This window comes from Streptomyces sp. NPDC002776 (assembly GCF_053592195.1).
In genome coordinates, this window is sequence record NZ_JBSFVG010000003.1 from 167,329 (window position 1) to 194,300 (window position 26,972).

At 70.5% G+C, this 26,972-nt stretch carries 23 protein-coding genes; 11 read left to right on the forward strand and 12 right to left on the reverse strand.

Annotation, left to right across the window (positions count from 1 at the left end; all coding sequences use genetic code 11):
* Positions 1-20: 20 nt before the first annotated feature.
* Positions 21-518, reverse strand: coding sequence for an LURP-one-related/scramblase family protein (locus tag ACWD11_RS08335; protein WP_389416701.1), 498 nt, complete (start codon positions 516-518; stop codon positions 21-23).
* Positions 515-1,525 (reverse strand): GlxA family transcriptional regulator, encoded by a 1,011-nt coding sequence (locus tag ACWD11_RS08340; RefSeq protein ID WP_451282015.1) that lies wholly within the window; start codon positions 1,523-1,525, stop codon positions 515-517. Before ACWD11_RS08340 ends, ACWD11_RS08335 begins: the two co-directional genes overlap by 4 nt.
* 52 nt (positions 1,526-1,577) lie before the next feature.
* Between ACWD11_RS08340 and ACWD11_RS08345 the strand changes: the two genes are divergently transcribed.
* Positions 1,578-1,970 carry a cupin domain-containing protein gene (locus ACWD11_RS08345; protein ID WP_389416703.1) on the forward strand — a complete coding sequence of 131 codons (393 nt, stop codon included), beginning with the start codon at positions 1,578-1,580 and terminating at the stop codon, positions 1,968-1,970.
* A gap of 29 nt (positions 1,971-1,999) precedes the next feature.
* Positions 2,000-3,829, forward strand: coding sequence for an NHL domain-containing thioredoxin family protein (locus tag ACWD11_RS08350; protein ID WP_451282017.1), 1,830 nt, complete (start codon positions 2,000-2,002; stop codon positions 3,827-3,829).
* Here ACWD11_RS08350 and ACWD11_RS08355 read toward each other — a convergent pair.
* From ACWD11_RS08355 to ACWD11_RS08370, 4 genes are all read right to left on the reverse strand, one after another.
* The gene (locus ACWD11_RS08355; protein ID WP_389416705.1) at positions 3,817-4,071 is read right to left on the reverse strand and encodes a DUF6458 family protein; all 255 of its coding nucleotides are present in this window, start codon (positions 4,069-4,071) and stop codon (positions 3,817-3,819) included. The two genes, ACWD11_RS08350 and ACWD11_RS08355, sit on opposite strands and share 13 nt — an antisense overlap.
* 61 nt (positions 4,072-4,132) lie before the next feature.
* Positions 4,133-5,425, reverse strand: a complete 1,293-nt coding sequence (locus ACWD11_RS08360) for a M18 family aminopeptidase (RefSeq protein WP_389416706.1) — start codon at positions 5,423-5,425, stop codon at positions 4,133-4,135.
* A gap of 78 nt (positions 5,426-5,503) precedes the next feature.
* Complete coding sequence (locus tag ACWD11_RS08365) at positions 5,504-7,330, reverse strand: acyl-CoA dehydrogenase (RefSeq protein WP_389416707.1); 1,827 nt, start codon at positions 7,328-7,330, stop codon at positions 5,504-5,506.
* Positions 7,331-7,458: 128 nt separating this feature from the next.
* Positions 7,459-8,295 (reverse strand): intradiol ring-cleavage dioxygenase, encoded by an 837-nt coding sequence (locus tag ACWD11_RS08370; protein WP_451282020.1) that lies wholly within the window; start codon positions 8,293-8,295, stop codon positions 7,459-7,461.
* A gap of 153 nt (positions 8,296-8,448) precedes the next feature.
* Here ACWD11_RS08370 and ACWD11_RS08375 point away from each other — a divergent pair, with 153 nt between their 5' ends.
* From ACWD11_RS08375 to ACWD11_RS08390, 4 genes are all read left to right on the forward strand, one after another.
* Positions 8,449-8,922, forward strand: a complete 474-nt coding sequence (locus ACWD11_RS08375; protein ID WP_389416709.1) for an SseB family protein — start codon at positions 8,449-8,451, stop codon at positions 8,920-8,922.
* A 187-nt stretch (positions 8,923-9,109) separates the two neighbouring features.
* Complete coding sequence (locus ACWD11_RS08380; protein WP_451282021.1) at positions 9,110-11,056, forward strand: Ig-like domain repeat protein; 1,947 nt, start codon at positions 9,110-9,112, stop codon at positions 11,054-11,056.
* A 113-nt stretch (positions 11,057-11,169) separates the two neighbouring features.
* Positions 11,170-12,141 (forward strand): pirin family protein, encoded by a 972-nt coding sequence (locus ACWD11_RS08385; protein WP_389416711.1) that lies wholly within the window; start codon positions 11,170-11,172, stop codon positions 12,139-12,141.
* Positions 12,142-12,217: 76 nt separating this feature from the next.
* A complete protein-coding gene (locus ACWD11_RS08390; protein WP_389416712.1) occupies positions 12,218-13,267 on the forward strand; it encodes an AI-2E family transporter in 1,050 nt (349 codons plus the stop codon).
* An 8-nt stretch (positions 13,268-13,275) separates the two neighbouring features.
* Here ACWD11_RS08390 and ACWD11_RS08395 read toward each other — a convergent pair whose 3' ends face one another.
* Positions 13,276-15,405 (reverse strand): SpoIIE family protein phosphatase, encoded by a 2,130-nt coding sequence (locus tag ACWD11_RS08395; RefSeq protein WP_451282023.1) that lies wholly within the window; start codon positions 15,403-15,405, stop codon positions 13,276-13,278.
* Positions 15,406-15,547: 142 nt separating this feature from the next.
* On the opposite strand from ACWD11_RS08395, the gene aspS reads away from it, so the two are divergent.
* Positions 15,548-17,311 carry an aspartate--tRNA ligase gene (gene aspS / locus ACWD11_RS08400; protein WP_451282025.1) on the forward strand — a complete coding sequence of 588 codons (1,764 nt, stop codon included), beginning with the start codon at positions 15,548-15,550 and terminating at the stop codon, positions 17,309-17,311.
* A gap of 205 nt (positions 17,312-17,516) precedes the next feature.
* Here aspS and ACWD11_RS08405 read toward each other — a convergent pair whose 3' ends face one another.
* Together ACWD11_RS08405 and ACWD11_RS08410 are read right to left on the reverse strand one after the other, a co-directional pair.
* Complete coding sequence (locus ACWD11_RS08405; RefSeq protein WP_389417005.1) at positions 17,517-17,864, reverse strand: hypothetical protein; 348 nt, start codon at positions 17,862-17,864, stop codon at positions 17,517-17,519.
* Between the two features lie 62 nt (positions 17,865-17,926).
* Positions 17,927-18,700, reverse strand: coding sequence for a helix-turn-helix domain-containing protein (locus tag ACWD11_RS08410; protein ID WP_451282027.1), 774 nt, complete (start codon positions 18,698-18,700; stop codon positions 17,927-17,929).
* A gap of 96 nt (positions 18,701-18,796) precedes the next feature.
* On the opposite strand from ACWD11_RS08410, the gene ACWD11_RS08415 reads away from it, so the two are divergent.
* Both ACWD11_RS08415 and ACWD11_RS08420 read left to right on the forward strand, forming a co-directional pair.
* Positions 18,797-19,372 carry an IS607 family transposase gene (locus ACWD11_RS08415; RefSeq protein WP_389416716.1) on the forward strand — a complete coding sequence of 192 codons (576 nt, stop codon included), beginning with the start codon at positions 18,797-18,799 and terminating at the stop codon, positions 19,370-19,372.
* Complete coding sequence (locus ACWD11_RS08420) at positions 19,365-21,008, forward strand: IS200/IS605 family accessory protein TnpB-related protein (RefSeq protein ID WP_451282029.1); 1,644 nt, start codon at positions 19,365-19,367, stop codon at positions 21,006-21,008. Before ACWD11_RS08415 ends, ACWD11_RS08420 begins: the two co-directional genes overlap by 8 nt.
* Here the strand turns inward: ACWD11_RS08420 and ACWD11_RS08425 are convergent.
* Entirely contained in the window at positions 20,988-21,518 is a 531-nt protein-coding gene (locus ACWD11_RS08425) for an ATP-binding protein (RefSeq protein WP_451282031.1), read from the reverse strand. The genes ACWD11_RS08420 and ACWD11_RS08425 overlap by 21 nt on opposite strands.
* A gap of 163 nt (positions 21,519-21,681) precedes the next feature.
* Here ACWD11_RS08425 and ACWD11_RS08430 point away from each other — a divergent pair, with 163 nt between their 5' ends.
* Complete coding sequence (locus tag ACWD11_RS08430) at positions 21,682-22,557, forward strand: helix-turn-helix domain-containing protein (RefSeq protein ID WP_451282033.1); 876 nt, start codon at positions 21,682-21,684, stop codon at positions 22,555-22,557.
* A complete protein-coding gene (locus tag ACWD11_RS08435) occupies positions 22,554-22,766 on the forward strand; it encodes a DUF397 domain-containing protein (protein ID WP_451282035.1) in 213 nt (70 codons plus the stop codon). Before ACWD11_RS08430 ends, ACWD11_RS08435 begins: the two co-directional genes overlap by 4 nt.
* A 31-nt stretch (positions 22,767-22,797) precedes the next feature.
* Here the strand turns inward: ACWD11_RS08435 and ACWD11_RS08440 are convergent, their stop codons facing one another.
* Positions 22,798-25,320, reverse strand: a complete 2,523-nt coding sequence (locus ACWD11_RS08440; RefSeq protein ID WP_451282037.1) for an FG-GAP-like repeat-containing protein — start codon at positions 25,318-25,320, stop codon at positions 22,798-22,800.
* Positions 25,321-25,401: 81 nt separating this feature from the next.
* Positions 25,402-26,910, reverse strand: coding sequence for a polysaccharide pyruvyl transferase family protein (locus ACWD11_RS08445; RefSeq protein WP_451282039.1), 1,509 nt, complete (start codon positions 26,908-26,910; stop codon positions 25,402-25,404).
* Positions 26,911-26,972 lie beyond the last annotated feature (62 nt).

The window sequence follows — 26,972 nt, forward strand, 5'->3', positions numbered from 1 at the left end:
CCGCGGCCTGTGACGGCGGTTCAGTCCCCCTCCCGCTCCTTCTCCGCCAGGTGGATCACACACACCGCTACCGCGATCAGCAGCGCCGGGTCCGCGTCCTCCCGGACCACGTCCACGCCGTAGGTCTCCCGGACGTGCAGCCAGCGGCGGGAGACGACGGCGAGCAGCTCGCCCTCGTACTCCACGGCGAACTCCCGGTCCAGGATCCGGCCGCTGACGTCCAGCTCGGTGCTGCCATCGGCCAGCGCCACCCGGTAGTGGTTGCGCAGCAGGGACAGCCGCTTGCGGCGGATGGTCGCGAGCGGCTCGCCGTCCCGCTCGATCAGCAGGGTGTCCCGCAGGGCGAGCATCTTCTGCCGGATGTCGATCAGGACCCGCCCCTGCGCGTCCTTCAGCTCGAAGGTGTCCCGCAGCCGCATCGCCTTGCCGTCGACGAGGAAGGCCTTGTTGCCCCGGTCGTCCTCGATCCAGTAGTCGTCACCGAAGCCGAGGAGCCGGTCGCGTACGAGGAATCTCATGACACGAGGGCTTCCCCGGTGCGCGGTCCGAAACGCCGCCGGTAGGCCGACGGGCTGAGTCCGGTCTCGCGCCGCACCCGCGCGCGCAGGTTGGCCGCCGTCCCGAGCCCGCTGCGCGCGGCGACGACGTCGAGCCGCTCCTCCCCGCGCTCGATCAGCCGGCAGGCCAGCGCCACCCGCTCCCCGGTCAGCCAGGCCAGCGGCGTCGTCCCCAGCTGGGTGCGGAACCGCCGGTGCAGCGTGGCCGGAGACACTGCGGCCCGCGCCGCCAGCTCCGCCACCGTCAGCGGCTCGCCCAGCCGCTCCTGCGCCCACGCCAGCAGCGGCCCCAGTGACTCGTCCGGCACCTCGGGCACCGGCCGCTCCACGAACTGCCGCTGCCCGCCGTCCCGGTGCGCGGCGAACACGAGCCGCCGGGAGACGGCGTTGGCGATCTCGGCGCCGTGGTCCTGCCGGACGAGATACAGGCCGAGGTCGAGCGCGGCGGCGCTCCCCGCGGCGGTGAGGATCCGTCCCTCGCCGATCCGCCCCTCGTCCACGAAGAGCACGTCCGGTTCGAGCCGCACCCGCGGATGCAGTTCCCGGAACGCCTCGGCCCACATCCAGTGCGTGGTGGCCCGGCGCCCGTCCAGCAGCCCGGCCTCGGCGAGCGCGAAGCTGCCCGTGCAGAAGCTGACCACCCGCGCCCCGCGCGCGTGGGTGCGGCGGACGGCGTCCAGGACGTCGGCGCCGCGCGGGACGACGTTGTCGGGGCGCCCGGGCACGACGAGGGTGTCGGCGTCGTCCACGGCGTCGAGCCCGGCCGTGCCGGTCATGGTGAAGAACCCGTGGTTCATCCGCACCGCGCGCGTGGGCGTGCACAGCGTGACCTCGTACAGCGGGGCGGGCCGGCCGAGCTCGGGCCGCGGCAGGCCGAACAGCTCGGTGGCGACACCCACCTCGAAGGGGTTGGTGCCCTCGTCGATGATGACGGCCACCCGGTGCGGTTGAGAGGATCCTTGCGTCATGTGCGATTCCTAGCACTCGTGGGCCGTCCCCGGACAGTCGCACGATGACGGCATGACTCCCGAACCCGTCTCGCTGCCCGCCGCCCTCGCCTCCTTCACCGAGCAGTGGAGCCCCCGCATCGCCACCACGGTCAACGACTACGACGTCCGCGTGACCCATGTGGAGGGCGAGCACCTCTGGCACGTCCACGACGACACCGACGAGTTCTTCCTGGTGCTCAGCGGCGAGCTGCACATCAGCCTGCGGGAGCCGGCCGGGGAGCGCACGGTCGTCCTGCCGCCGCTGTCGGTCTTCACGGTCCCCCGCGGCACCGAGCACAAGCCGTACGCCCCCGTCCCCACCGACATCCTCCTGCTGGAGCCCTCCGGCACCTCCACCGTCGGCGACCGCCACGAAGAGGTCCCCGACCACGTGGACGTCACCACCGGGCACGCGCTGAGGTGACTGTCGGTGCCGGGTGGCACCCTTGATCCATGACCGCTCCCGCACCCCGCCGCGCCCGCGTGCGCGCGCCTGAGCTGACCGGCCGCGGCGGGTGGATCAACACCGGCGGGAAGGACCTGAAGCTCGCCGACTTCCGGGGCCGCGTACTGATCCTGGACTTCTGGACCTTCTGCTGTGTGAACTGCCTGCACGTCATCGACGAACTGCGGGCCCTGGAGCACCAGCACCCCGACACCGTCGTGGTGGTCGGGGTGCACTCGCCGAAGTTCGTCCACGAGGCCGTGCACCAGGCGGTCGTGGACGCCGTGGAGCGGTACGGGGTGGAGCATCCCGTGCTGGACGACCCCGAGCTCGCGACCTGGAAGCAGTACGCGGTGCGGGCCTGGCCCACGCTCGTGGTCATCGACCCCGAGGGGTACGTCGTCGCCCAGCACGCCGGGGAAGGGCATGGGCACGCGATCGAGCGGCTGGTGACGGAGCTGGCGGCCGAGCACGGGGCGAAGGGCACGCTCCGGCGCGGCGACGGGCCGTACGTGGCGCCGGAGCCGGAGCCGACCGCGCTCAGGTTCCCGGGCAAGGCGGTGCTGCTGCCGTCCGGGAACTTCCTGGTCAGTGACACCACCCGGCATCAGCTGGTGGAGCTGGCGTCGGACGGGGAGACGGCCGTGCGGCGGATCGGCCAGGGGGACCGCCGGGGGGCGACGGACGGCACCTCGGTGCGCTCACGGTTCAACGAGCCGCAGGGTCTGGCGCTGCTGCCGGACGGGTCCGTGGTGGTCGCCGACTCGGTGAACCACAGGCTGCGGCGCTTCGACCCGGAGTCGGGCCGCACCACGACCCTGGCCGGCACGGGCGAGCAGTGGATGCGGGGCGACGCCACCCGCGGCCCCGGCCGGGAGGTCAACCTCTCCTCGCCCTGGGACGTGGCCTTCTGGCAGGGCGAGGTGTGGATCGCCATGGCGGGCATCCACCAGCTGTGGACGTACGACCTCCGGGACGGCACCGTGGCCGTCGCGGCCGGGACCACCAACGAGGGGCTGGTCGACGGGCCCGCCGCCGAGGCGTGGTTCGCGCAGCCCTCCGGGCTCGCCGCCACCGCCGACCGCCTCTGGGTCGCCGACTCCGAGACCAGCGCCCTGCGCTGGGTGGATCCCGACGGCACCGTGCGCACCGCGGTCGGCACCGGCCTGTTCGACTTCGGGCACCGCGACGGCCCCGCCGGACAGGCCCTGTTCCAGCACCCGTTGGGCGTGACGGCGCTGCCCGACGGCTCGGTGGCCGTCAGCGACACGTACAACCACGCCCTGCGCCGCTACGACCCGGCGACGGGCGAGGTCACCACCCTGGCCACGGATCTGCGCGAGCCCAGTGCCGCGGTCCTGGCCGGCGAGGACATCGTGGTCGTGGAGTCGGCCCGGCACCGGCTGACCCGGCTGCGGCTGCCCGAAGAGGCGGTGCGGGTGGAGTCGGTCGCCCACCGGACGCAGCGCGCCGCCACCGAAGTGGCCCCGGGCGCGCTCCGGTTGGACGTGATCTTCCAGGCGCCGCCCGGCCAGAAGCCGGACACGCGGTACGGCCCCGCGACGCGTCTGCTGGTCTCCGCCACCCCGCCCGGCCTGCTGCTGCGGGGCGAGGGCGCGGACACGGAACTCTCCCGCATCCTGCACCTCGATCCCGGGATCGGGGAGGGCGTCCTGCACATCTCGGCGATGGCCGCGTCCTGTGACGACGACCCCGCCCGCGAGTACCCGGCCTGCCATGTGCACCAGCAGGACTGGGGCGTGCCCGTCCGCCTCGTCGAAGGCGGAGCGGACCGCCTGCCCCTGGTACTCGCGGGCCTGGACGCTCAGGCGCCGTAGCCGTTGCTGTACCCGTCGTTGCGCCGGTGTCCCCCCTCGTCGATCACGGTCGGCGGTGTGGTGGGCGGTACCACCACCCGCCTGCGCCGGGCGATGCTGCTGAACGTGGTCACGCCGATCAATCCGACGATCATCAGGATGACCCCGACGAGATCGAGATTGACGCCCTCCATGTTCCAATCCGTTGCGAACGTGAGGATGGCTCCCACGGCGATGAGGATGATGCACCCGCCGAGGCCCATGAGTTGTCGCCTCCCTGTCCGGTGGTTCCGGTCGCTGGCGGGTACCCCGTCCTGCCGCGGACTACCCCTCCAAGAAGGCGACCAGCGTGTTCGCCAGGAGGAACGGGTCGTCGGCGCCGCACAGTTCGCGTGCGCTGTGCATGGAGAGGATCGCCACGCCGATGTCTACGGTGCGGATGCCGTGCCGGGCCGCGGTGATCGGTCCGATGGTGGTGCCGCAGGGCATGGAGTTGTTGGAGACGAAGGACTGGAAGGGCACTCCGGCGCGTTCGCAGGCGGCGGCGAACGCCGCGCGGCCCGAACCGTCCGTGGCGTAGCGGTTGTTGACGTTGACCTTGAGGATCGGTCCGCCGTTGATCCGCGGGTGGTGCGTGGGGTCGTGCCGCTCCGCGTAGTTGGGGTGCACGGCGTGCCCGGTGTCGGAGGAGAGGCACACGGTCCCGGCGAAGGCACGAGCCTTGTCCTCGTAGGACCCTCCGCGGGCGAACACCGAGCGCTCCAGCACTCCGCCGAGCAGCGGTCCGTCCGCGCCGGTGTCGGACTGCGAGCCGTTCTCCTCGTGGTCGAAGGCGGCGAGGACGGGGATGTACGGCAGGTCCGGGCCGGACACGGCCGTCAGCGCCGCCACCGCTGCGTGCACGGAGAGCAGGTTGTCCATGCGCGGCCCGGCCAGCAGTTCGCGGTCGCGGCCGAGGTAGGCGGGCGGTTCGACGGAGTGCACCATCAGGTCCCAGCCGGTGACCTCGCCCGCCGCCAGTCCGCTCTCCTCCTCCAGGAAGGCGATCAGGTCGCCGTCGCGGACGTCGTCGCCGAGTCCCCAGACCGGCTGGAGGTGGCGCTGCTTGTCGAGCTTGAGGCCCTCGGAGGAGACCGCGCGGTCCAGGTGGATGGCGAGTTGGGGGACGCGCAGCAGGGGCCGGTCGATGTTCACCAGCCGGGTCGAGCCGTCGCGCAGGGTCAGCCGGCCGGCCAGGCCCAGATCGCGGTCGAGCCAGGAGTTGAGCAGGGGTCCGCCGTAGACCTCCACGGCCACCTGCCGCCACCCGTGCGCCCCGGAGTCGGGCAGCGGCTTGACGCGCAGGTTGGGGGAGTCGGTGTGCGCGCCGACGATCCGGAACGGGGTGTGCGCCGCGGCGCCCTCGGGCACGTACCAGGCCACGATCGCGCCACCCCGTACGACGTACTTGCCGCCGCTCGTCCCGTCCCAGGCGTCCGTCTCGGCGACCTGGCGGAATCCTGCCTTCTCCAGCCGCTCGGCGGTGTTCGCCACGGCGTGGTACGGCGACGGTCCGGCCGCCAGGAAGGACATGAGGTCGTCGGTGTGGCCGCGGTCGAAGCGGGAGGGTTCGCTCATGGGGTTCACCTTAACGACGTACCAGGGCCCGCCCCCCGTTTGTGAGGAGGCGGGCCCTGGCGGGAAAAGAGGTGGGGGCTAGAAGGCGGCTTCGTCCAGCTCCATCAGGTCGAGCTCGACGCCCTGGGCGAGCTTGCGCGCACCGGTGACACCGGGCAGGACGTTGGCCGCGAAGAACTTCGCCGCCGCGATCTTGCCGGTGTAGAAGGGTTTGTCCTTGGCGGAGGCCGTCTCCAGCTTCTCGGCCGCCACGGCGGCGCCCTTGAGCAGCAGGTAGCCGACGACGACGTCACCGGAGGCCATCAGCAGGCGGGTGGTGTTGAGGCCGACCTTGTAGATGTTCTTGACGTCCTGCTCGGTGGCGGCCAGGTCGGTCAGCATCAGGCCGACGATCGCCTCCAGTTCGACGGCGGCCTTGGCCAGGTGCTCGCGGGCACCGGCCAGTTCCTCGCCGCCGGTGCCGAGTGCCAGGAACTTCTTGATGTCCTCGGCGAGGCCGTTCAGCGCGGCGCCCTGGTTGCGGACGATCTTCCGGAAGAAGAAGTCCTGGCCCTGGATGGCGGTGGTGCCCTCGTAGAGGGTGTCGATCTTGGCGTCCCGGATGTACTGCTCGATCGGGTACTCCTGGAGGAACCCGGAGCCGCCGAAGGTCTGCAGCGACTGGGCGAGCTGCTCGTAGCCCTTCTCGGAGCCGTAGCCCTTCACGATCGGCAGGAGCAGGTCGTTGAGCGCGTGCTCGGCCTTGGCGTCCTCGCCGGCGGCTTCCTTGACGGCGATGGCGTCCTGGATGGAGGCGGTGTAGAGGACGAGGGCGCGCATGCCCTCGGCGTACGCCTTCTGCGTCATCAGCGCGCGGCGCACGTCGGGGTGGTGGGTGATGGTGACCTTGGGCGCGGTCTTGTCCATGAAGTTCGCCAGGTCCGGACCCTGGACGCGCTCCTTGGCGTACTCCAGGGCGTTGAGGTAGCCGGTGGAGAGCGTGGAGATGGCCTTCGTGCCGACCATCATGCGGGCGAACTCGATGATGCGGAACATCTGGCGGATGCCGTCGTGCTTGTCGCCGATCAGCCAGCCCTTGGCGGGGTGCTGGTCGCCGAAGGTCATCTCGCAGGTGTTGGAGGCCTTCAGGCCCATCTTGTGCTCGACGTTGGTGGCGTAGACGCCGTTGCGCTCGCCCAGCTCGCCGGTCTCGAAGTCGAAGAGGTACTTCGGGACCAGGAAGAGGGACAGGCCCTTGGTGCCGGGGCCGTGGCCCTCGGGGCGGGCGAGGACGTAATGGAGGATGTTCTCCTCCATGTCGTGCTCACCGGAGGTGATGAAGCGCTTCACGCCCTCGATGTGCCAGGAGCCGTCCTCCTGCTGGACGGCCTTGGTGCGCCCGGCGCCGACGTCGGAGCCCGCGTCGGGCTCGGTCAGCACCATGGTGGAGCCCCAGGTCCGCTCGACGGCGATCTGGGCGATCTTCTTCTGGACGTCATTGCCCTCGTCGTAGAGGATCCCGGCGAAGGCCGGCCCGGAGGAGTACATCCACACGGCCGGGTTGGCGCCGAGGATCAGCTCCGCGTACGACCAGATCAGCGACGGGGGAGCGGTGGTGCCGCCGATCTCCTCCGGGAGGCCGAGACGCCAGTACTCGGACTCCATGAACGCCTTGTAGCTCTTCTTGAAGGACGCGGGGACCGGCGCGGTGTTCGTCTCCGGGTCGAAGACCGGCGGGTTGCGGTCGGCGTCGGCGAAGGACGCCGCGAGGTCGTTCTCCGCGAGGCGGGTCATCTCCTCGAGGATGCTCTTCGCGGTGTCCGTGTCCATCTCGGCGAAGGGTCCGGTGCCGTACAGCTTGTCGCGCCCGAGCACCTCGAAGAGGTTGAACTCGATGTCGCGGAGATTCGACTTGTAGTGCCCCATGGCGACGGCTCCGTAGAGGGATCGGCGAGGCACTGGATCCTCGCGCTAGTTCACGTACCAACAAGTAGCTCCGATGATGCTACCCGTCGGTAATAAGGCGCAACCTCGATCCGGCCATCTGTGACGGGTCACACCGGAATGGTCAGCGTGGCCGTGTACCCCTTCCCGGTACTGCCCGTGACCGTCGCCAGCTGCTGATCGTGGCCGTCGCTGAAAATGTTGTCCGTCCCGATGGAGAGCTGACTGAGGTTCGCCACACTTCGGCTGTAGCCGTCCGTCGCGTACACCGCCTCGCAGACGTCCTGGGGCAGCGCGAGCTGCGAGGTGCTGGTGACGGAGGTCGCCGAGACGGCGTCGGCGAGGCTGCCGTAGACCTCGAAGTGGATGTGCGGCCAGCGGCCGGTGTAGCAGGCCGGGAAGATGCTCGTGAAGGTGACCCGGCCCTCGTCGTCGGTCTCCTGGACGCCCCGCAGGTAGTTCTCCTCCGTGACACCCTCCGAGTACAGGGAGTAGTTGCCGTCCCGGTCGCAGTGCCACAGGTAGACCGCGGCGCCCGTCTTGGGCGTCCCGCAGCCGGAGGCGGCGTCGACGACCGTGAGCGTGATCGTCAGGGGTACGCCCTCGGCGGTGCCGCCGGCCGAGTCGCCGAAGCTGGAGGTGATGTCGCCGCGCACGACACCGCTCTCTTTCAGCACGTTGACCCCGTTGGAACCGTCGCCGGGGTAGGGACCGGCGGTCTCCTCGGGGATCACGGCACACTCGGCGGAGGAAGCGGCGGACGGGGACCCGGCCGAGGAGGCGGCGGCGGGGCTCGCGGAGGTGTCGTCCTCGGCGGAGCAGCCCACCAGCGGGATCAGGCCCGCCCCCGTCATCAGCCGGATCATCCGTCGGCGGGCGAGCACGGGAAGGTCGTAGGAGAGCCCCCGGTCGTGCTCGTGGACCTCGTCGTCGCGGTGGCTGCGCATGGTCTGCCTCCTGGGCTCGGCTTCCGGCGTCGGACGTTACGTGCGCGCGCTGTGCGGTGGCTGTCAGGTCGCTGTCGTTCGCCCGGCCCGCCGTACCGGCCCTCCGCCTCCGTACCGGCCCTCCGCCTCCGTCCGCTCGGTAGGCTTGCGCGCATGTATGGATACGGCCAGCCCATGGACGGCGGCGCCGCACAACAGGGCTACGCCCCGCCGCAGCAGCCCATGTCCGGCGGCTACGGCCAGCAGCCCCCGCTCTACCCCGAGCCGTCCCCGCCCTCGCTCGCGGACGCGGTGCGGGCCTTCACCACGGGCCAGATGTCCGCGGAGGACTTCCAGCAGGTCTTCGCGACCTCGAAGGTCTACTGCCCCCGCGGTGACAACCCCGGCTTCCTCGCCCTGCACAACACCCAGCAGCCGGTGATCCCGATGTTCACCTCCCTCAAGGAGCTGCGCCGGTACGCGGGCAAGGAGTCCAAGTACTTCGTCATCACCGGCGCCGAGGTGATCGACCTGCTGCCGACCGGCTACGGCTTCGTCCTCGACATGGAGGGCGAGCACCGCATGGTCTTCGACGCGAAGGCGGTCGAGCAGATGGTGGACTTCGCGATGCGCCGGATGTACGGCTAGCCGGACCGCACCGGGCGGGGGGCCGGAATATCCCCCTCCCCGTTGTCACAGGCATGCCATAGAGTGCCCCCTGGCAGCCGCGCCCCGCACGTCACCGCCTTCCCGCGGTCCACGTCCGGGTGCCGCGCGGCGCTCTCATCATCTCCCGGCCTCGCCGGGACTTCTGTGGGGGTTCAACACTGTGCGCATGCGCAGCATTTCGACCGCGACGTCGCTCGCGGTCCTGTTCAGCTCGGCGGCGCTGAGCGTCGTGACCGCCGGTCCTGCGTCGGCGGCCGGCGCCGTGGTCAGCGCGCCCGGCGGCATCGTCGCGGACGGCGTCCACCGGCGGGTCTTCGTCGGCGACAGCGCGGCCGGCACGGTCGTGGCCGCCGACTGGTCCGGTGCCGTGCTCGAATCGGTGAGCGGCGTCCCCGGCGTCACCGACCTGGCCCTGTCGGACGACGGCAGCACCCTGTACGCGGCCTCACCCGAGCTGCACGAGATCGTGGCGCTGGACGCGGCCACCCTCGACGAGAAGGCCCGCTACACCGTCGCCACCACGGACGGCCCGCGCTACGTGGCCTTCGCCGGCGGGAAGGTCTGGTTCAGCTACGGCGACCAGTGGGACGGCGACCTCGGTTCCGTCGACCCGGCGGTGGACCCGGCGAGCGGCGCCGACCCGGTGGCGCTGGCCCAGGTGCCGACCGAGGGCACGGGCTCGGGGCTGTGGGGGCAGGCCCTGCTGGACACCGACCCGCTGCGACCGGGCCTGCTGGCCGTCGGCGAGACCGGGGACTCCACGGGCACCGAGGCCGTCCTCGACGTGTCGAGCGGCACGCCGGTGGTGACCGCCTGGCACGACTACTCGTACGCCCTGAACGACGGCGTCGGGGACATCGACCTCGCCGCGGGCAGCGACCAGGTGCTGATCAACGGCACCGACCGGCACGCCTACGCGAACGGGACCCTCACCAAGGCCGGTGCCTACCCGGCCGGGCAGCGGGCCGACATCGACCGCGTCGGAAACGTCGCCCAGATCTCGGGCACGAAGGTCGCGATCTACCGGCCGAACGCCACGCAGCCGGTGCGGACGTTCAGCATGGGCACGCAGGGCGCGGTCGAGGTGGCCTGGGCCCCGGACTCCTCCCGGCTCTTCGCCCTGGTCCCGAACGGCAGCGGCTACGCCCTGAAGGCGCTCACCCAGCCGACCCTCAACGCGCCCACCCTCACGGTCAACGCACCCTCGACCGCCACCCGCGCCAAGCAGCTCACCGTCACCGGCAAGATCTCGGCGACCGTGGCGCTGCCCGCCGGCGTCCAGCTGAGCGTCACCCGTACCGACGTGGAGAGCCCCGACGGCAAGGCGCTGGCCCCGGTGACGGTCAAGGCCGACGGCACGTACTCCTTCACCAACACCCCGCCGGCCGGCGGCAAGGTCAAGTACACGGTGAAGTACGCGGGCGACGCCGCGCACACCGCGGTGAGCGCCTCCGACACCGTCGAGGTCTCCCGTGCCTCGACCTCGCTCAGCCTGAACAACAACGGCAAGCTGTACAGCCACGGCGCCGACGTCAAGTTCACCGCGCACCTCGGCACGACGTACAAGAACCGCTCGGTCGAGATCTGGGCCAACCCCTTCGGCGGTGACAAGCCGAACAAGCTGATCAAGAGCGGCACGGTCAACTCCGACGGCAACATCGCCGCATGGGTGGACATGACCCGGGACACCACCGTCACCGCGGTGTTCAAGGGCGACGCCCGCTACAAGCCGAAGACGGTGGACGTCACGGCGTACGCCAAGGTGAAGGTCTCCACCGCCGTCACCAAGCACTACAAGACCGCGAAGATCGGGTCGACGACGTACTACTGGTTCCACAAGAACACCGACCCGCTGCTCACCACGACGATGTCCTACTACCCGGGCCGCCAGCAGCGCTTCGACCTCCAGGTCTACCACCAGGGCACGTGGTACTCGGCGGACTCGCAGTACTTCCCGCTCGGCACCAGCGGGAAGTCGGCCGTGACCCTGGGGGCGCCCGGTGAGTCGGGGATCCGGGCGCGGATGCGGTCGGTGTACGTCAACGGCTCGTCCGGTGACAGCGTGAACTCGACGACGTACGGGTCCTGGAAGTACCTGTACTTCAGCAACTGAGGGTGAACGCGGAAGCCCGGGGGGAATGCCCTCCCGGGCTTCCGCCGTTACGGGTGGCAGGAAGTTCAATGCTCAACTAAACTCGGATGTACGTCGCCCAAGGAGGTACCGACATGCCTGCAGTGACCGTCGAGAACCCGCTGACGCTGCCCCGAGTCGCCGCACCCGCGGAGGCCGTGGCCCGTCCCGTGCTCGCCGTCACGACCGCGCCGAGCGGTTTCGAGGGCGAGGGCTTCCCGGTGCGCCGCGCGTTCGCCGGGATCGATTACCGCCATCTGGACCCGTTCATCATGATGGACCAGATGGGTGAGGTGGAGTATCAGCCGGGCGAGCCGAAAGGCACCCCATGGCATCCCCACCGCGGCTTCGAGACCGTCACCTACATCATCGACGGCATCTTCGACCACCAGGACAGCCAGGGCGGTGGCGGCACCATCACCAACGGCGACACCCAGTGGATGACCGCCGGGTCCGGACTGCTGCACATCGAGGCGCCGCCGGAACACCTGGTGATGTCCGGCGGCCTCTTCCACGGCCTCCAGCTGTGGGTGAACCTGCCGGCCAAGGACAAGATGATGCCCCCGCGCTACCAGGACATCCGAGGCGGCAACGTGCAGCTGCTGACCACACCCGACGGCGGCGCGCTGCTGCGCGTGATCGCCGGTGAGCTGGACGGACACGCCGGTCCCGGCATCACCCACACCCCGATCACGATGGTGCACGCGACCCTGGCGCCGGGCGCTGAGCTGACCCTGCCCTGGCGCGAGGACTTCAACGGCCTGGCGTACGTGCTGGCGGGCAAGGGCGCGGTCGGTGCCGAGCGCCGTCCGATCCACCTGGGCCAGACCGCGGTCTTCGGCACCGGCGGTTCGCTGACCGTCCGCGCGGACGACAAGCAGGACTCCCACACCCCGGACCTGGAAGTCGTCCTCCTCGGCGGGCAGCCCATCCGCGAGCCCATGGCCCACTACGGCCCCTTCGTCATGAACACCCGCGAGGAGCTCCAGCAGGCGTTCGAGGACTTCCAGAAGGGCCGCCTCGGCACCGTCCCGGCCGTCCACGGGATGACCGAGGGCGGGCTGTAGGCCGCGTACTGACATCTCGTCACCCGGGTGGGTCCGCCGGAAGGCGGGCCCACCCCGCGCGTGATCGGGTGGGAGGGTGCAGGACTCCCGAGCGCTGCTTCCCGAACCCGTGCGGCGGGTCGGGGCCTGGTGTGCCGTGGCGCTGCTGGTCGCCGGGGTGGTGTACGTCGGTATCCGGCTGTGCGCGGAGTTCCGTACGGCCATCGTGCCGGTGCTGCTCGCGCTGCTCGGCAGCGCCCTGCTCGGGCCCTTCCACCGGCGCCTGGTCAAGGCGGGCGTCAACCGGTCGATCGCGGCCGCCGTCACCTGCGTCGCCGTGGTGGCCGTGGTCGGCGGGGCCGTGTACCTCGTGGTGGCCGCGCTCGTCGACTCCGGTGACGAGATCGTCGCCTCGCTCCGGACCGCCGCCGAGGATCTCGCCGATCACTTCGGGGCCGCCGGTACCTCGCTGGACGACATCGCCTCCAACGCCCGGGGACTGCTCTCCAAGTTCGGCGGCACCGCCGCCTCGGGCGTCATCAGCGGGGTCAGCGTCGTCGGCGAGACCATCGCCATGGCCGTACTGGCGCTGCTGCTCGTCTTCTTCTTCCTGCGCGACTCCGACCGGGCCGCCGGCACCCTGCGGACGATGGCGCCGCGCGGGACCGCCGACACCGTGGAGGCGATGGCGCGACGGGCCTTCGAGGCGATCGAGGGGTTCATGCGGGGGACCACCTTCATCGCGTTCATCGACGCGGTCTGCATCCTGGTGGGCCTGCTGATCCTGGACGTGCCGGGCGCCGTCGGACTCGCCGCCCTGGTCTTCGTCGGCGCCTACATCCCCTACCTTGGCGCCTTCCTCTCCGGCGCGGTCGCCGTCCTCGTCGCGCTCGCCGACCGGGGATTCGTGATCGCGCTGTGGGTGCTCGGCGTCGTGCTCGCCGTACAGGTGCTGGAGGGGCATGTGCTCCAGCCGATGATCCAGAGCCGCACCGTGCAGATGCACCCGGCGGTGGTGATGCTGACGATCACCGCGGGCGCCTCGGTGGCCGGCATCCTCGGGATGCTGCTGGCGCTGCCGCTCACGGCGGCGGCCTTCGGGATCGTCCACGAGCTGCGCACGCGCGAGCCCGCACCCGAGGCGTAGTCCCTGACCTACGTCCCCGTCCCGTCCTGTTCGGTCAGCTCGAACCAGATGCTCTTGCCCTCGCCCCGCGGATCCACCCCCCAGGTGTCCGCGAGCAGCTCGATCAGCATCAGGCCCCGGCCGGAGGAGGCCAGCTCACCGGGGCGGCGCTTGTGCGGCAGGTCGTCGCTGGTGTCGGTGACCTCCACGCGCATCCGGCGCCCGCCCGCCTCACCGCGCACCTCGGCCAGCAGCAGGGCGTCGGCGTCGGTGTGCACGAGGACGTTCGTCAGCGTCTCGGACAGCAGCAGCACCGCCGAGTCGATCTGGTCGTCGGAGGGCCAGTCGTGCAGCAGCTCCCGCAACAGCTGCCGGGCCACCGCGACCCGCTCGGGCTCGTCCTGGGCCACCGTCAGCATCGTGCGGCGCACGGCGGGCCGTACGGCGACGGACTCCCCGCAACCGCAGCCCTCCCCGTCACGGCACAGCAGCACCACGGCTATGTCGTCCTCGCGCCGGTCGGCCAGCGGACCGGTGGTGTGGTGCGAGGAGGGCCCGTGCACCGCCTGCACCAGGGCGTCCGCCAGCTCCTCGGGGCCGCCCTGGTGCGCCTCCAGGATCGAGCGGATCCGCTTCCAGCCGGTCTCCATGTCGTGGCCGCCGGTCTCGATCAGACCGTCGGTGCACAGCAGCATCGTCTCGCCGGGCTCCATCACGACCCTGGTCGTCGGGTAGTCCGCGTCCGGATCGATGCCGAGCGGCAGCCCGCCCGCCGTGGGGCGGGTCAGCACCGTGCCGTCCGCCAGCCGGATCGCCGGGTCCGGGTGCCCGGCGCGGGCGATCTCCAGGGCCGCCGTCGCGGGGTCGACCTCGACGTACAGGCAGGTCGCGAAGCGCAGGTCGAGGGAGTCGGGGTCGCCGTCCGTCATGCCGTGCAGGAAGCGGGAGGCGCGGGAGAGCACGGCGTCGGGGCGGTGCCCCTCGGAGGCGTAGGCGCGCAGGGCGATCCGCAGCTGGCCCATCAGCCCGGCGGCCCGTACGTCATGGCCCTGCACATCCCCGATGACCAGGGCGAACCGGTCTCCTCCCGGCAGCGGGATCATGTCGTACCAGTCACCGCCGACCTGGAGGCCGCCGCCGGTGGGCACGTAGCGGGCGGCGACGCTCATGCCCGGTATCTCCCGGGGGGCGAGCATGGGCAGCATGGAGCGCTGGAGGCCGTCGGTGAGTTCCCGCTGGGTCTCCGCGGCCCCCGCCCGGGACAGCGCCTGCGCCAGCATCCGGGCCACCGTCGTCAGCACCGAGCGTTCGTCGGGGGTGAAGGCGACCGGATAGGTGAACGCGGCCATCCAGGCGCCCATCGTGCGCCCGGCCACCGTCAGCGGCAGGAACGCCCAGGAGCGGCGGCCGAAGTGGGCGGCGAGCGGCCAGGTCAGCGGGTAGCGGGAGCGGTACTGCTCGGGGGAGGAGAGATAGACCGCCCGGCCGGTGCGCACCACCTCGGCGGCCGGGTAGTCGGTCTGGAGGGACATGTGCGAGAAGGGGCCCTCGTCGCCGGGCTGTTGCCCGTGGTGGCCGATGATCGTCAGCCGGTCCGCCTCCACGCCGAACACCGCGAGCCCGTCCGGGGAGAACCCCGGCATCGACAGCCCCGCCGCGACCCGCAGCACCTCCTCGGTGGACCGTGCCTCCGCCAGCGCCCGGCCCGCGTCCAGCAGGAACGCCTCCCGGGAGCGCCGCCAGTCCCCGTTGACCGCACGCCGCCCGGCCGGGGTGCCCGGCGTCGGCTCGGTGACCTCCTGGAGGGTGCCGATCACCTCGTAGGACCGCTTGTCGGGGTCGAAGCCGGGTTTGAAGCGGCTGCGGGTGATGCGGACGACCTCGCCCCGCTCGTCCATGATCCGCACCCGTACCTCGCCGAGCGTGTTCTCGGCGACGGCGAGCTGGATCACCCCGGTGATCTCGTTCCAGTCGACGGGGTGGAGCCGGGCGCGCACCTCGGACTCGCGGAGCGTGGCCGGCTCCGCGGGCAGCCCGAGCAGCCTGGCCGCCTCGGCGTCCACCGTGACCAGACCGGTGGCGGTGGACCAGTGCCATTGACCGGTCGCCAGAGCGGCGAGTACCTCCTCCACGGCGGGCAGGGGCTCACCAGTGCGCATTGACCCACTCTAAGAACAGGAGATCGAAGGCTGCCACCGAAGACCGCCGACAATGGTGGGGAGCCGATCATCACGTGCCCGGTACGCTGGGGGTGTTTCACGTGAAACACGACCCCGATCCGCGAAGACTGGATGAACGACGATGCATCGGTACAGGTCCCACACCTGCGGCGAGCTCCGCGCCTCTGACGTCGGCAGCGACGTCCGGCTGAGCGGCTGGCTGCACAATCGGCGCGACCTGGGCGGCATCCTCTTCATCGATCTGCGCGACCACTACGGCATCACGCAGCTCGTCGCGCGCCCCGGCACCCCCGCCTACGAGGCTTTGGACAAGCTGTCCAAGGAGTCCACGGTCCGGGTGGACGGCAAGGTCGTCTCGCGGGGCACGGAGAACGTCAACCCCGACCTGCCCACCGGTGAGATCGAGGTCGAGGTCGGCGAGGTCGAGCTGCTCGGCGCGGCCGCCCCGCTGCCGTTCACGATCAACGCCGAGGACGGCGTCAACGAGGAGCGGCGCCTGGAGTACCGCTTCCTCGACCTGCGCCGCGAGCGCATGCACCGCAACATCATGCTGCGTACGGCGGTCATCTCGGCGATCCGGCACAAGATGACGGCGCTGGGCTTCAACGAGATGGCGACCCCGATCCTGTCCGCGACCTCCCCCGAGGGCGCCCGTGACTTCGTGGTCCCCTCCCGGCTGAACCCGGGCAAGTTCTACGCCCTCCCCCAGGCGCCGCAGCAGTTCAAGCAGCTGCTGATGATCTCGGGCTTCGACCGCTACTTCCAGATCGCGCCCTGCTTCCGCGACGAGGACGCCCGCGCCGACCGGTCGCCGGGCGAGTTCTACCAGCTCGACGTCGAGATGAGCTTCGTCGAGCAGGAGGACGTCTTCCAGCCGATCGAGAAGCTCATGACGGAGCTGTTCGAGGAGTTCGGCGGCGGCCGCCCCGTCACCTCCCCCTTCCCGCGGATCCCGTTCCGTGAGGCGATGCTGAAGTACGGCTCCGACAAGCCGGACCTGCGGGCCCAGCTGGAGCTCGTCGACATCACGGACGTCTTCGAGGGCTCGGAGTTCAAGGCGTTCGCCGGCAAGCACGTGCGCGCGCTGGCGGTGCCGGACGTCTCCGCGCAGCCCCGGAAGTTCTTCGACCAGCTCGGTGACTTCGCGGTCTCTCAGGGCGCCAAGGGCCTGGCCTGGGTGCGCGTGGCCGAGGACGGCTCGCTGTCCGGCCCGATCGCGAAGTTCCTGACCGAGGAGAACGTCGCGGAGCTGACCAAGCGGCTGTCCCTGGCCGCCGGTCACGCCGTGTTCTTCGGCGCCGGGGAGTTCGACGAGGTCTCGAAGATCATGGGCGCGGTGCGGGTGGAAGCCGCCAAGCGGGCGGGCCAGTTCGAGACGGACGTCTTCCGGTTCTGCTGGATCGTCGACTTCCCGATGTACGAGAAGGACGAGGAGACCGGGAAGATCGACTTCTCGCACAACCCCTTCTCGATGCCGCAGGGCGGACTTGAGGCCCTGGAGACCCAGGACCCGCTGGACATCCTGGGCTGGCAGTACGACATCGTCTGCAACGGCGTCGAGCTGTCCTCCGGCGCGATCCGGAACCACGAGCCGGAGATCATGCTCAAGGCCTTCGAGATCGCGGGCTACGACCGTGACACCGTCGAGGAGCAGTTCGCCGGCATGCTGCGCGCCTTCCGTTTCGGCGCCCCGCCGCACGGCGGTATCGCCCCGGGCGTCGACCGCATCGTGATGCTGCTCGCGGACGAGCCCAACATCCGCGAGACGATCGCCTTCCCGCTCAACGGCAACGCCCAGGACCTGATGATGGGCGCGCCGACGGAGCTGGACGAGACCCGGCTGAGGGAACTCCACCTGTCGGTGCGCAAGCCGCAGCCGAAGTAGTTCCACCTCGGGTGACGTAGGACGCCGGCGCCGAGAACCGACTTGGGTTCTCGGCGCCGGCGTCGTTTCACCGGCTCGCGGCCTCAGAAACCCAGGTACGTGATCCTGACCAGCTCATCCGCTTTGCTTGCCACCCTGGCGAGAAAGTCGGCGGGCGCGGCCCGGGCGGCTTCTTCCGCTCCGAAGGCGTACTCCCACTTCCAGCTCAACCGCGCACTGCCTTCATGGCTTCGTCCAGTACGGCGGTCAGCTCCCGCAGAGCCTCCCGAGCGACATCGGGATCCTCGTCCTCCAGCGTGCTCCGCGCGCGCTCGAAACGGACGGCCAGGTCAGGACGGCGGGCGATCTCGATGTCCCGGGCCCAAAGGAGGACCCAGCTCTGTACGGGGCTCAGAGACTCCCACTCCACGGCCTTGGCGAACGCCTCGTCCTTCGTGGCCTGCATCTCCTCCAAGCGGGCGGGAGCCACGACCGCGAGGGCCGTACGCAGGGCGTCAGGGGTCTGCTCGGGGCGGGGGATCAGCTCGCGCCCGTGGTCGGCCAGTGTGCTCATGGTGTCCTCCAGGAGTACCCCTGCCAGGGTATCGGGGCCGGACTGGGCGAGGGCTCGCGTGGTCACACGGACTCCTTCGGGTCGGGTTGGCAGTCGCGGCAGCGGCCGGGGGTGGGGGCGCGGAACGCGCGGTTGCAGCCGTCGCAGGTCTGGAAGGGGTGTCTGGGTTCCGGGGCCGGGGGACGGAACGGGGGCAGGGGTGGGAGCTGGGCGGTCAGGCGGTGGGCCAGGAAGGCGGCCGGGCGGATCAAGGGCTCCAGCGGGAGGTTCTCGGTCAGGGCGTGCCGTACGGCGGTGGGAGTGAAGTCGCGTTCCAGCCAGGCGGCGACGCCCGGGGCCAGGTGTTCGGCGTCGGTGGCCGAGAGGAGGAGGCGGGGGTCGTGGCGGCGGAGGCCGGCGAGGACGTCGACGGCTGTCTGGAGGAGCGCCGGGGAGGTGTACGAGGGTTGGGGCACGGCGGGGAGGCGCCGTTTGCGGGGCGGCGGCTTGTCCGGGGCCGGGCGTCGGGCGGGCCTGGTGGACGTGTCGGGTGGGGTGGTGCGGTGGCCCGGCCTGTTGCTGGAGACCGTGCGGGTGACGATCCGGCCGGTGGGGGCCCGTAAGCGGGTGCGGCGCAGGTAGCCGTGGGTTTCGAGTTCGCGTAGGGCTGCGGCGATGCGGGTGGGGCCCTCCGGGAAGCGGGCGGCGAGGGTCTTGATGTCGATCGCCGTGCCCGGTCGCACCGACTGGATGTAGCAGCCCAGCCCGATCGCGAGCAGCGACAGCTCCTTGTGCTGGGCGAGGTCGTTGCCGATCACAGTGAAGTTCTCGGTGAGGCGGACGTTGTCGTGGACCACACCGGAGTTCGGGCGCTCGGAGGGGTCATCAACTGCTGGCCCTCGGAGTCGGGTAAGTGAGCGTAACCATGTATAAGTGAGTGTCGTTGTCAGAGCGTGAATCTCACGGAATGGGCGAAGACGCAGGGCGTGCATCCGCAGACCGCGTATCGCTGGTTCCGTGAGGGGACGCTGCCGGTACCGGCCCAGCGGGTCGGCCCGCGCACGATCCTCGTGAACGTGGGGGCCAACGCCGCGCCCGAGGCAATCGGTGGGCTGGGTTTGTATGCCCGCGTCTCCTCGCACGATCAGAAGGACGATCTGGAGCGCCAGGTCGCCCGGCTGGCCCGGTGGGCTGCCACCGCAGGTCACCGGGTGGTGCGGGTGGAGTCCGAAATCGCCTCCGGCATGAACGGCGCCCGTTCCAAGGCCAAGCGGCTGCTTTCCGATCCTGCTGTGCAGGCGGTGGTGGTGGAGCACAAGGACCGCCTCGGTCGGATGAACGTCGAGCTGGTCGAGGCCGCCCTGTCCGCGACCGGGCGCCGCCTGGTCGTGCTGGACGACAGCGAGGTCGAGAACGACCTGGTGCGGGACATGGTGGAGGTGCTGACCTCGTTCTGTGCCCGCCTGTACGGGCCCCGGTCGGCGAAGAACCGTGCCCGCAAGGCGCTGGAGGCCGCCGAGCATGGCTGACCAGCGCAGGCCGCTGCGGCAGATTGCCCGGCCGTTCGTCGCCGACGGCCCGACGGGCGTCAGCATCCGCGACCGTCTCAAGGGACTGACGGCCGGGGACGAGAAGGTGTTGCGCCTGGTCGGCGCGCACCTGGGCACGCTGGCCTCGCGTGATCTGGCCCGAAGATGCCGTGACGGTCTGGAGCATTCCACCGACACGTGGGCTGGGCGCAAACGTGATCTGACGGCGTTGTCGTCCTCCCGCTGGGCCGGTTCGATCACGTCCAGCACGCACGACCAGTGGGGACTGTCCCGGCGTGCGCAGCACGCACACCTGCAATCCCTGGATGCCGGTATCCGCATGATCCGGCACCGGCTGTCCCTGCCCGTCGCAGAGAGGGGCAGCCGGGGCAAGCCCGGCGGCTACCGGTCCTCGCACGAGTGGTTCCGCAAGTCCCGGCGCCTGGCGATCCTCGAAGAGCGGTACGAACAGGTCACGGCCGAACGCGACGCCGGACGCGTGTCGATCACACGCGGGGGCCGCCGACTGCTGGGCACCCGTCACCACCTCACCGCCGCGAACCTGACCGAGACGCAGTGGCGGGCACAGTGGGAGGCGGCGCGGTGGTTCCTGACCGCCGACGGCGAGTCCGGCAAAAGGTTCGGGAACGAGACGATCCGCGTCAGCCCCGACGGCGAGATCAGCATCAAGCTGCCCGCCCCCCTCGCCGAGCACGCAAACGCGAAGCACGGCCGGTACGTGCTGGCTGCGAAGGTCGCCTTCTGGCACCGGGGCGACGAATGGCAAGACCGGATCGAAGCGAACCGGTCCGTGGCCTACCGCATCCACCTGGACACGGTCCGGGGCCGCTGGTACCTCGACGCCTCCTGGACCCGCAAAGAACTCCCCGTCGTGCCACTAGCCACGCTGCGCGCGGACGGCGTGATCGCCGTGGACACCAACGCCGACCACCTCGCCGCATGGCGCCTCGACGAACACGGCAACCCAGTCGGCACACCCCGCCGCTTCGACTACCAGCTCACCGGCAGCACTTCGCACCGCGACGCCCAGCTCCGCCACGCCCTCACCCGCCTCCTGCACTGGGCCAAACAAACCGGCGTGCAGGCCATCGCGATCGAAGACCTCGACTTCACCGACTCCACCACCCGCGAGAAACACGGCCGCCGCAAGCGATTTAGGCAGCTCATCTCGGGCATCCCCACCGGCCGCCTGCGCGCCCGCCTGCTGTCCATGTGCGCGGAAGCCGGCATCGGCGTGATCGCCGTCGATCCCGCCTACACCAGCGTCTGGGGCGCCCAGCACTGGCAAGCCCCCCTCACCAGCAGAACTCACAAGACCAGCCGACACGCCGCCGCCTCGGTGGCCATCGGCAGGCGCGCCCTCGGATACCGGATCAGGCGACGGACGACACCGCCCCGTGCACACCAGAGCGATGTGCACGGGCATCGGACCACCCAGGCCCGAACCGGCGACCGAGGGAGCGAGGAAAACCGCCCCCGCGTTCCCGGACCACGGACACGATCCGTGCGCGCCGGACGCGGAGCGAACGCGGTGGACCAGAACACCCAAGACCGTTCGGGGTGTTCGGCTGAGCATGGGTTCTGGCAACAGGACTCACTCCCGCTCAGTCTCTAGGAACGGTGCTTTCTCCCCAGTGGGTGGTTCATAGGGAGCGCAGGTATGACTGGAGCGTGGGGCGTCAGGCTTTGGTGACTCCGGTGCTAGCGCAGCGAGTTCGACTTCGGCCCATACCGTCTTGCGGGGTGGCAGGTCCCGGGTCACTCCCCAGCGGTCGGCTAGCGCGGTCACGAGGATCAGGCCACGGCCGGTTTCGGCGGTGTCCGCGGTGGTGGTGGGCTGCGGGTGCGGCAGCCAGTCACCGAGTGTGTCGGTGACCTCGATACGGAGGGTGTCGCCGACCACGTAGAGCAGGAGCTGGAAGTTCCGGCCGGGGACGCGGCCGTGGGTGGCCGCGTTGTTCGCCAGCTCGGCGACGATGTTCGCCGCCGGGTCCAACGGGAGTCCCCAGCTGCGCAGTTCCTCCGTCGCGAGCAGACGGGCGAGGCGGGCGCCGCGGGGTGTGGGGGACAGCAGGACGCGGAAGTTGCGGATGGGGCCCTCGGGTTGGGCGAGTTCCTGAATCACGTCACTCAGCGTGGCCGGAACTCCCTACCGTGAGGAGTGACGTCATGGTTGCGTACGGTGACTGTCCAGCGGTTGTCCGGTGCTGTCCGGGCTTGTCGGGGCGGTGCGTACGGGTAGGGGCGTGGCTGGTACGAGGCGGTACGACGGAGGGGCGGCGCGGGACATGTCGGTGGACGCGGAGGCGGGACGGCTCAGGACGGAGGCGGATGAGCCGGGGTGGGAGGTGGATCCGGACGATGAGTGGGGCGTGGCCGTAGTCGCCACCGTGGGGCGGCAGTTGAAGCTGCGGCGGGAGGCGGTGGGGATGCGGGCCGCGGAGTTCGGGAAGCGGCTCGGGTACGGCGAGGACATGGTGTACAAGATCGAGGGCGGGAAGCGGATCCCCAGGCCCGAGTATCTGGACATGGCCGACGAGGTGTTGGGAGCGGGTGGGTTAATCGCGGCGATGAAGGAGGACGTGGACAAGGTCCGGTACCCCAAGAAAGTGCGGGCTTTGGCGGAGATGGAGGCCAAGGCGGCCGAGATCGGGGTGTATGAGTGCAACATCATCGCGGGACTGTTGCAGACGCCTGACCACGCCCGGCACGTCATCAAGGCAGCGCAGCCGCCCTACTCACTCGACGACGTGGAACGCATGGTGGCCGCTCGTCTGGCTCGGCAGACGGTCTTCGACCGCGACCCTGCGCCGTCGATTCACTTCGTGCTGGAAGAGGCCCCGCTGCGCCGACGAGTCGGAGGCACAATGGTGTGGCGACAGCAGCTCGAACGTCTGCTGGAGGTGGGGCGGTTGCACTTCGTCACGCTTCAGGTCATGCCGACGAACACTGAGGCCCATCCTGGTCTGGACGGCAGGATCGAGTTGTTGAAGTTCCCGGACGGGACGGCCGCAGGTCGTTCTGACGGTGCGTTCAGCGGGCGGCCGATCACCGACCCGAAGCAGCTGCACACGCTTGAGCTGCGGTATGGCACCATCCGGGCGCAGGCGCTCTCGTCACGGGAGTCGCTGGCCTTCATCGAGCAACTGCTGGGAGAAACATGATCCGCAAGGCCTCTGCCCGGGACGCCTCCGAACTGGCGTGGTTCAAGAGCAGTTACAGCGGCGGCACCGACGGCGAGTCCTGCGTTGAGGTCGCCACGACCCCCGGCACCATCCACGTCCGCGACTCCAAGCACCGCGACGCCAGCCCCCGCCTCGCGCTGGCGCCGCAGGCCTGGGCTGACTTCGTGGCGTACGCGTCGGGGCGCTGACACTCGACTTCAAGCGCCCCGAACGGCTCGTCTATGAAAGGAACTTGTAGCCGCCGAAGCCAGTCGCGATCTTTGTGCGGGAGCCGAAGGAACCCTTCCCGTCTCCGCTGTTGCGCCACAGGTAGCCGCTGCTGTCGCGGGAGACGAGGTCCGGCTTGCCGTCGTCGGTGATGTCGCCGACGCCGACGACGGCGTTGTAGGCGCTGCCCCAGTTGGTGAACAGCTTCACGCGGGAGGCGAAGGTGCCGTCGCCCTTGCCGTTGTAGCGGTAGAGGGTGTTGGTCTTGTCCTGGGCGAGCAGGTCCGCCTTGCCGTCGCCGGTGATGTCGCCGACGCCCACGATCTTCTTGTACGTCTTCCAGTTGTCGTAGAGCTTCACGCGGGCGGCGAGCTTGCCCGTGCTGGTGCCCTTGTAGAGGTAGACGGCGCCGGTGGAGGCGTTGCGGGCCAGCAGGTCCGGACGTCCGTCACCGCTGAGGTCACCGGGTGAGGTCAGCACGTCGTACTGGGTCCAGCCGCTGGTGGCGAGGGCGGTGTACGACGTCGACGGCTTGACCGCTGAGCCGCAGCCCGGCTTGTAGAGGCGCAGGGCGCCGCTGCTGTAACGGACCAGGACGTCGTTGCAGCGGTCACCGCTCAGGTCGCCGAAGGGGACGGCCTTGACGGTGGTGGGCCAGCCGGTGCCGTTGACCTTGCCGGAGAACGTTCCGGTGGTGTGCTTGCCCAGCTGGTAGGTCAGCGTGCCGGACGTGTTGAGGGTGAGCAGGTCGCCTGTGCCGTCGGGAGTGGCCGACGGGTCGCTGAAGTCCCGGCCGACCGCCGCGCCGCCGGTGACGGAGACGGTTCCGGAGGCCAGCTGCACGGCCTGGGCCGCGCCCTCCTGGACGGCGCTCAGCCTCCAGGTCAGAGGGCCGTTGGGAGCGAGACCCCCGGATGTCGTACGGCCGTTCCAGCTCGCCGTGACCTTCAGGTCGCCGGTCGTGCTGCCGAGGGTACGGAGCGTCCTGCCCGCTCGGTCGGTGATCGTCACCGACCAGGACGAGACGGGCCTGCTGAGCGTCCAGGTGGGCGCCCAGGCGGCGGAGGATGCGGTGGTGCCCTTGAGGGCGACGGTGCCCGGGACGGAGGAGTTGGTGACGGCGAGTGCCGGCCACGCGGTGCGGGAGCCGTACAGTCGCCCGTTGGCGCTGCCGCTCGCGGTGCCGGACCAGACGGCGGTCGCGGTGCCGTCGGCCCCGACGCTGAGTCGGCCGAAGACGTTGCCGCTCGCGGAACCGGGTATCTGAGCGGCGGCCGTCCACGTCCCGTCACTGCGCGCGGCTTCCATCAGCACGCGCCCACTGCCGCTCGTCTGCGGCCAGAGCACCCGTATGGTGCCGTCGTCGCCGATGGCGGTGTCGTACGACTCGGGAACGTACGACGTGGACAGGGTCCGAACGGCCGACCAGGTGCCGGTGTCCGCCTCGCGGGTGGCCGTGCGGGTGCCGAACGTAGTGGTCCAGTCGACCCAGACGAGGGTGACGTCGCCGTCCGGGGCGATGAGCGGCTCGGGTGTGCTGACGAGGTTGTCCGTGCCGGCCACGGTCTCGGGGGAGGACCAGGTGCCGTCCTCGGCCCGGGTGGCGGTGCGGATGGTCTGCGGTACCGACTCGTCGACGCGGCCCTGCCAGACGAGGGTCACCGAACCGTCGTCGGCCGCCGCGATCTCCGGTTCGCTGAGCGACTGGTAGGTGCCGCTTGCCGCGACGGGCGCGGTCCACTCCGTGGTACCGGCCTTCCGGGACACGGTCCGGATCTGGGACGTCTCACCGAGGAACTGCCGGTAGGCGACGACGGTCGTGCCATCGGGCGTGACGGCCACGCTCGGTGAGTGAGCCGCGAGGGCGCCGTCCGCGGCTGCGGTGCTGAGCTGCACGGGTGCTGACCAGGTGCCGTCGGCGCCGCGGGTGGCGGTGCTGACTTCCCACTTGGACGCGGCGTTGGCACGGGTCCCCCAGACCGCGGTGAGGGTGCCGTCGGGGGCCTCGGCGAGATCGATGCCGCCGTCCGACCAACCCTCGTCGGTGCCGATCAGCTCGACGGGCTTGGACCAGGCGGACTTGTCGGCCGCGAGGACGGAGCTGACGATCCGGATGTTGTTGACGCCCGAGCCGGGCGAGGTCTCGTTCGGGAACTCCACCCAGAGAGCGGTCACGGTGCCGTCCGAGGAAGCGTGCAGGGCGACCCTCCCGGCCTCGGTCGGGGTGGTCGCCAGGAGGGTCGGAGTTCCCCAGGCGGAGCCGTCGGCGGCGCGCACCGCGGCGTACAGCGTGCGTTCGTTTCCGGTTGGGCCCGTGAACTGGTTCCACACGGCCACGGCGGAGCCGTCGGCCGCGGTGACCACCTCGCGTACGGAGGTGTTGACGTCGGTACCGGTGATGGCGGTGGCGGTGCCCCAGGGGGCGATCGGAGCCGCGGCGGCGGTGCCCGGAAGAACCGTGCTACCGGTCATGGCGAGTGCAGCCGAAGAGATCGCGACCGCGAGACGGCGGCGCGACAGGGCGAATCTGCCCACGTGAGGTTCCCTCCCCGCGAGGGCCCCTCGCCCTCGAACAAGTGGCCGGATACTATCAGCGGTTGATCATGGCGCAGGGAGTCAGTGGCGGTCCGTGGAGCCGGAGAGTTTGCGGGTGCGGCGGCGGAGGGCCGGGCCGAGGCGGACCAGGACGCGCTTTTCCATGCCCGTTACGCGGCGTTCGAGGGCGGCGAGTTGCTTGCGGGTGGCTTCCAGCTGCTGGACGGTGGCGTCGAGCCGGTCGGCCGTCTGCGCGGCCCGCTTCTCGGCGGCGGTCAGCTTGGCCCGCAGTTCGGCGTTCTTCTTGGTGGCCGCCGTGAGCTTCGTGGTGAGCTTGTCCTCGGAGACGGTGATCCGCTCGCGCAGCCGGCTGATGCGGTAGCGCATCCGGCCGTCCTCGGTGCCGTCCCAGACCTCCATGGAGGCGGGCAGGTCCAGGGAGGCGACGCGGGCCTCATAGGCGGCACCGCCGTCGCCGTGCTGGTAGGCGTTGTCCAGGCCGTTGCGGGTGAGGAAGGCGGTGATGCGCTCGAACCGCTCCGCGTGCCCCTTGACCATGCCCGAGAAGTCGGCGGCCTCGTACAGGTCGCGCGGGTCGGTGTCGGCGGGCAGCGTGGAGAGCGGGCGGTGCGGGATGTCGAAGTACCGGCACAGCTCCAGGGTGCGCGAGTCGTGGGTGAGGACGACGGCGGGCGTACCGGCCAGCAGAGCGGCGATGTTGCCGTGGATGCGGGTGCCGTAGGCGAAGTCGTAGCCGCGCAGCTCGTCTATCCAGGTCGCCGGGTCCAGCGGCATACGCACCTTGTTCTCGCGCAGCAGGGCGTGGCTGAGCCGGCGCGGGAAGGGGTCCTCGACGCCGGACTCGGGCGTGGTGTCGCCCCACAGCAGCAGTTCCGCGTCCGCGGTGTTCTGCGCGTAGTAGGTCAGGTTCGGGTAGTGCGCGTGGGCGTACTCGGCGATGCCGGTGAGGGGGCCGACGGGTATCGCGTTCGGCGACAGGTTGATGGCGAGCCGGGAGGCGGCGGTGATCTCCGCGGCACGGATCGCCGGGAACGTGTCGCCGTACAGGAACATCGACGGGCAGCCCATGATGTCGATGCCGCTGTCCGGGGCGCCGTGGTCCTTCAGATAGCGGGCGGTGAGCTCGCCGCGGACGCCGATAGACGCCGACCGGTCCAGGACGGCCCGCAGGAAGCGCTTCACGGAGGCTTCCATCGGCTTGAGCATCTCGGTCGCGTAGTCGTCGGTGGCCTGGGCGCCGACGCCGAACACCACCACGGGGATGGTCAGCTGCTCGATCAGCGTGGAGAGCCGGTCCAGGGACGCCTGGAACTGAGGGCGGAAGGCGTTGGCGAGAGGGACGACGAAGACGTCGTACTGCTCGTTGATCTCCGCGGCGCGCTCGGCGGAGGGGTTGGTGCGGATGCCGTTGGAGGTGACCTCGGTGTCCGGTGTCGTCAGCATCTTGTGCGCGGAGTCGCTGAAGAGCAGATTGCCGGTGTTCGTCCCGATGAGGTCCTGGTGGATGAACTCCGTCGGAGTGGCGACCCGGAAAGGGCTCTTGCCGGAGCGGATGAGGATGCGCTTCACGACGTTCCTTGATGCTGAGGGTCGCCGGTGAGGCGAACGATGACATTTATTGAATCGAACAC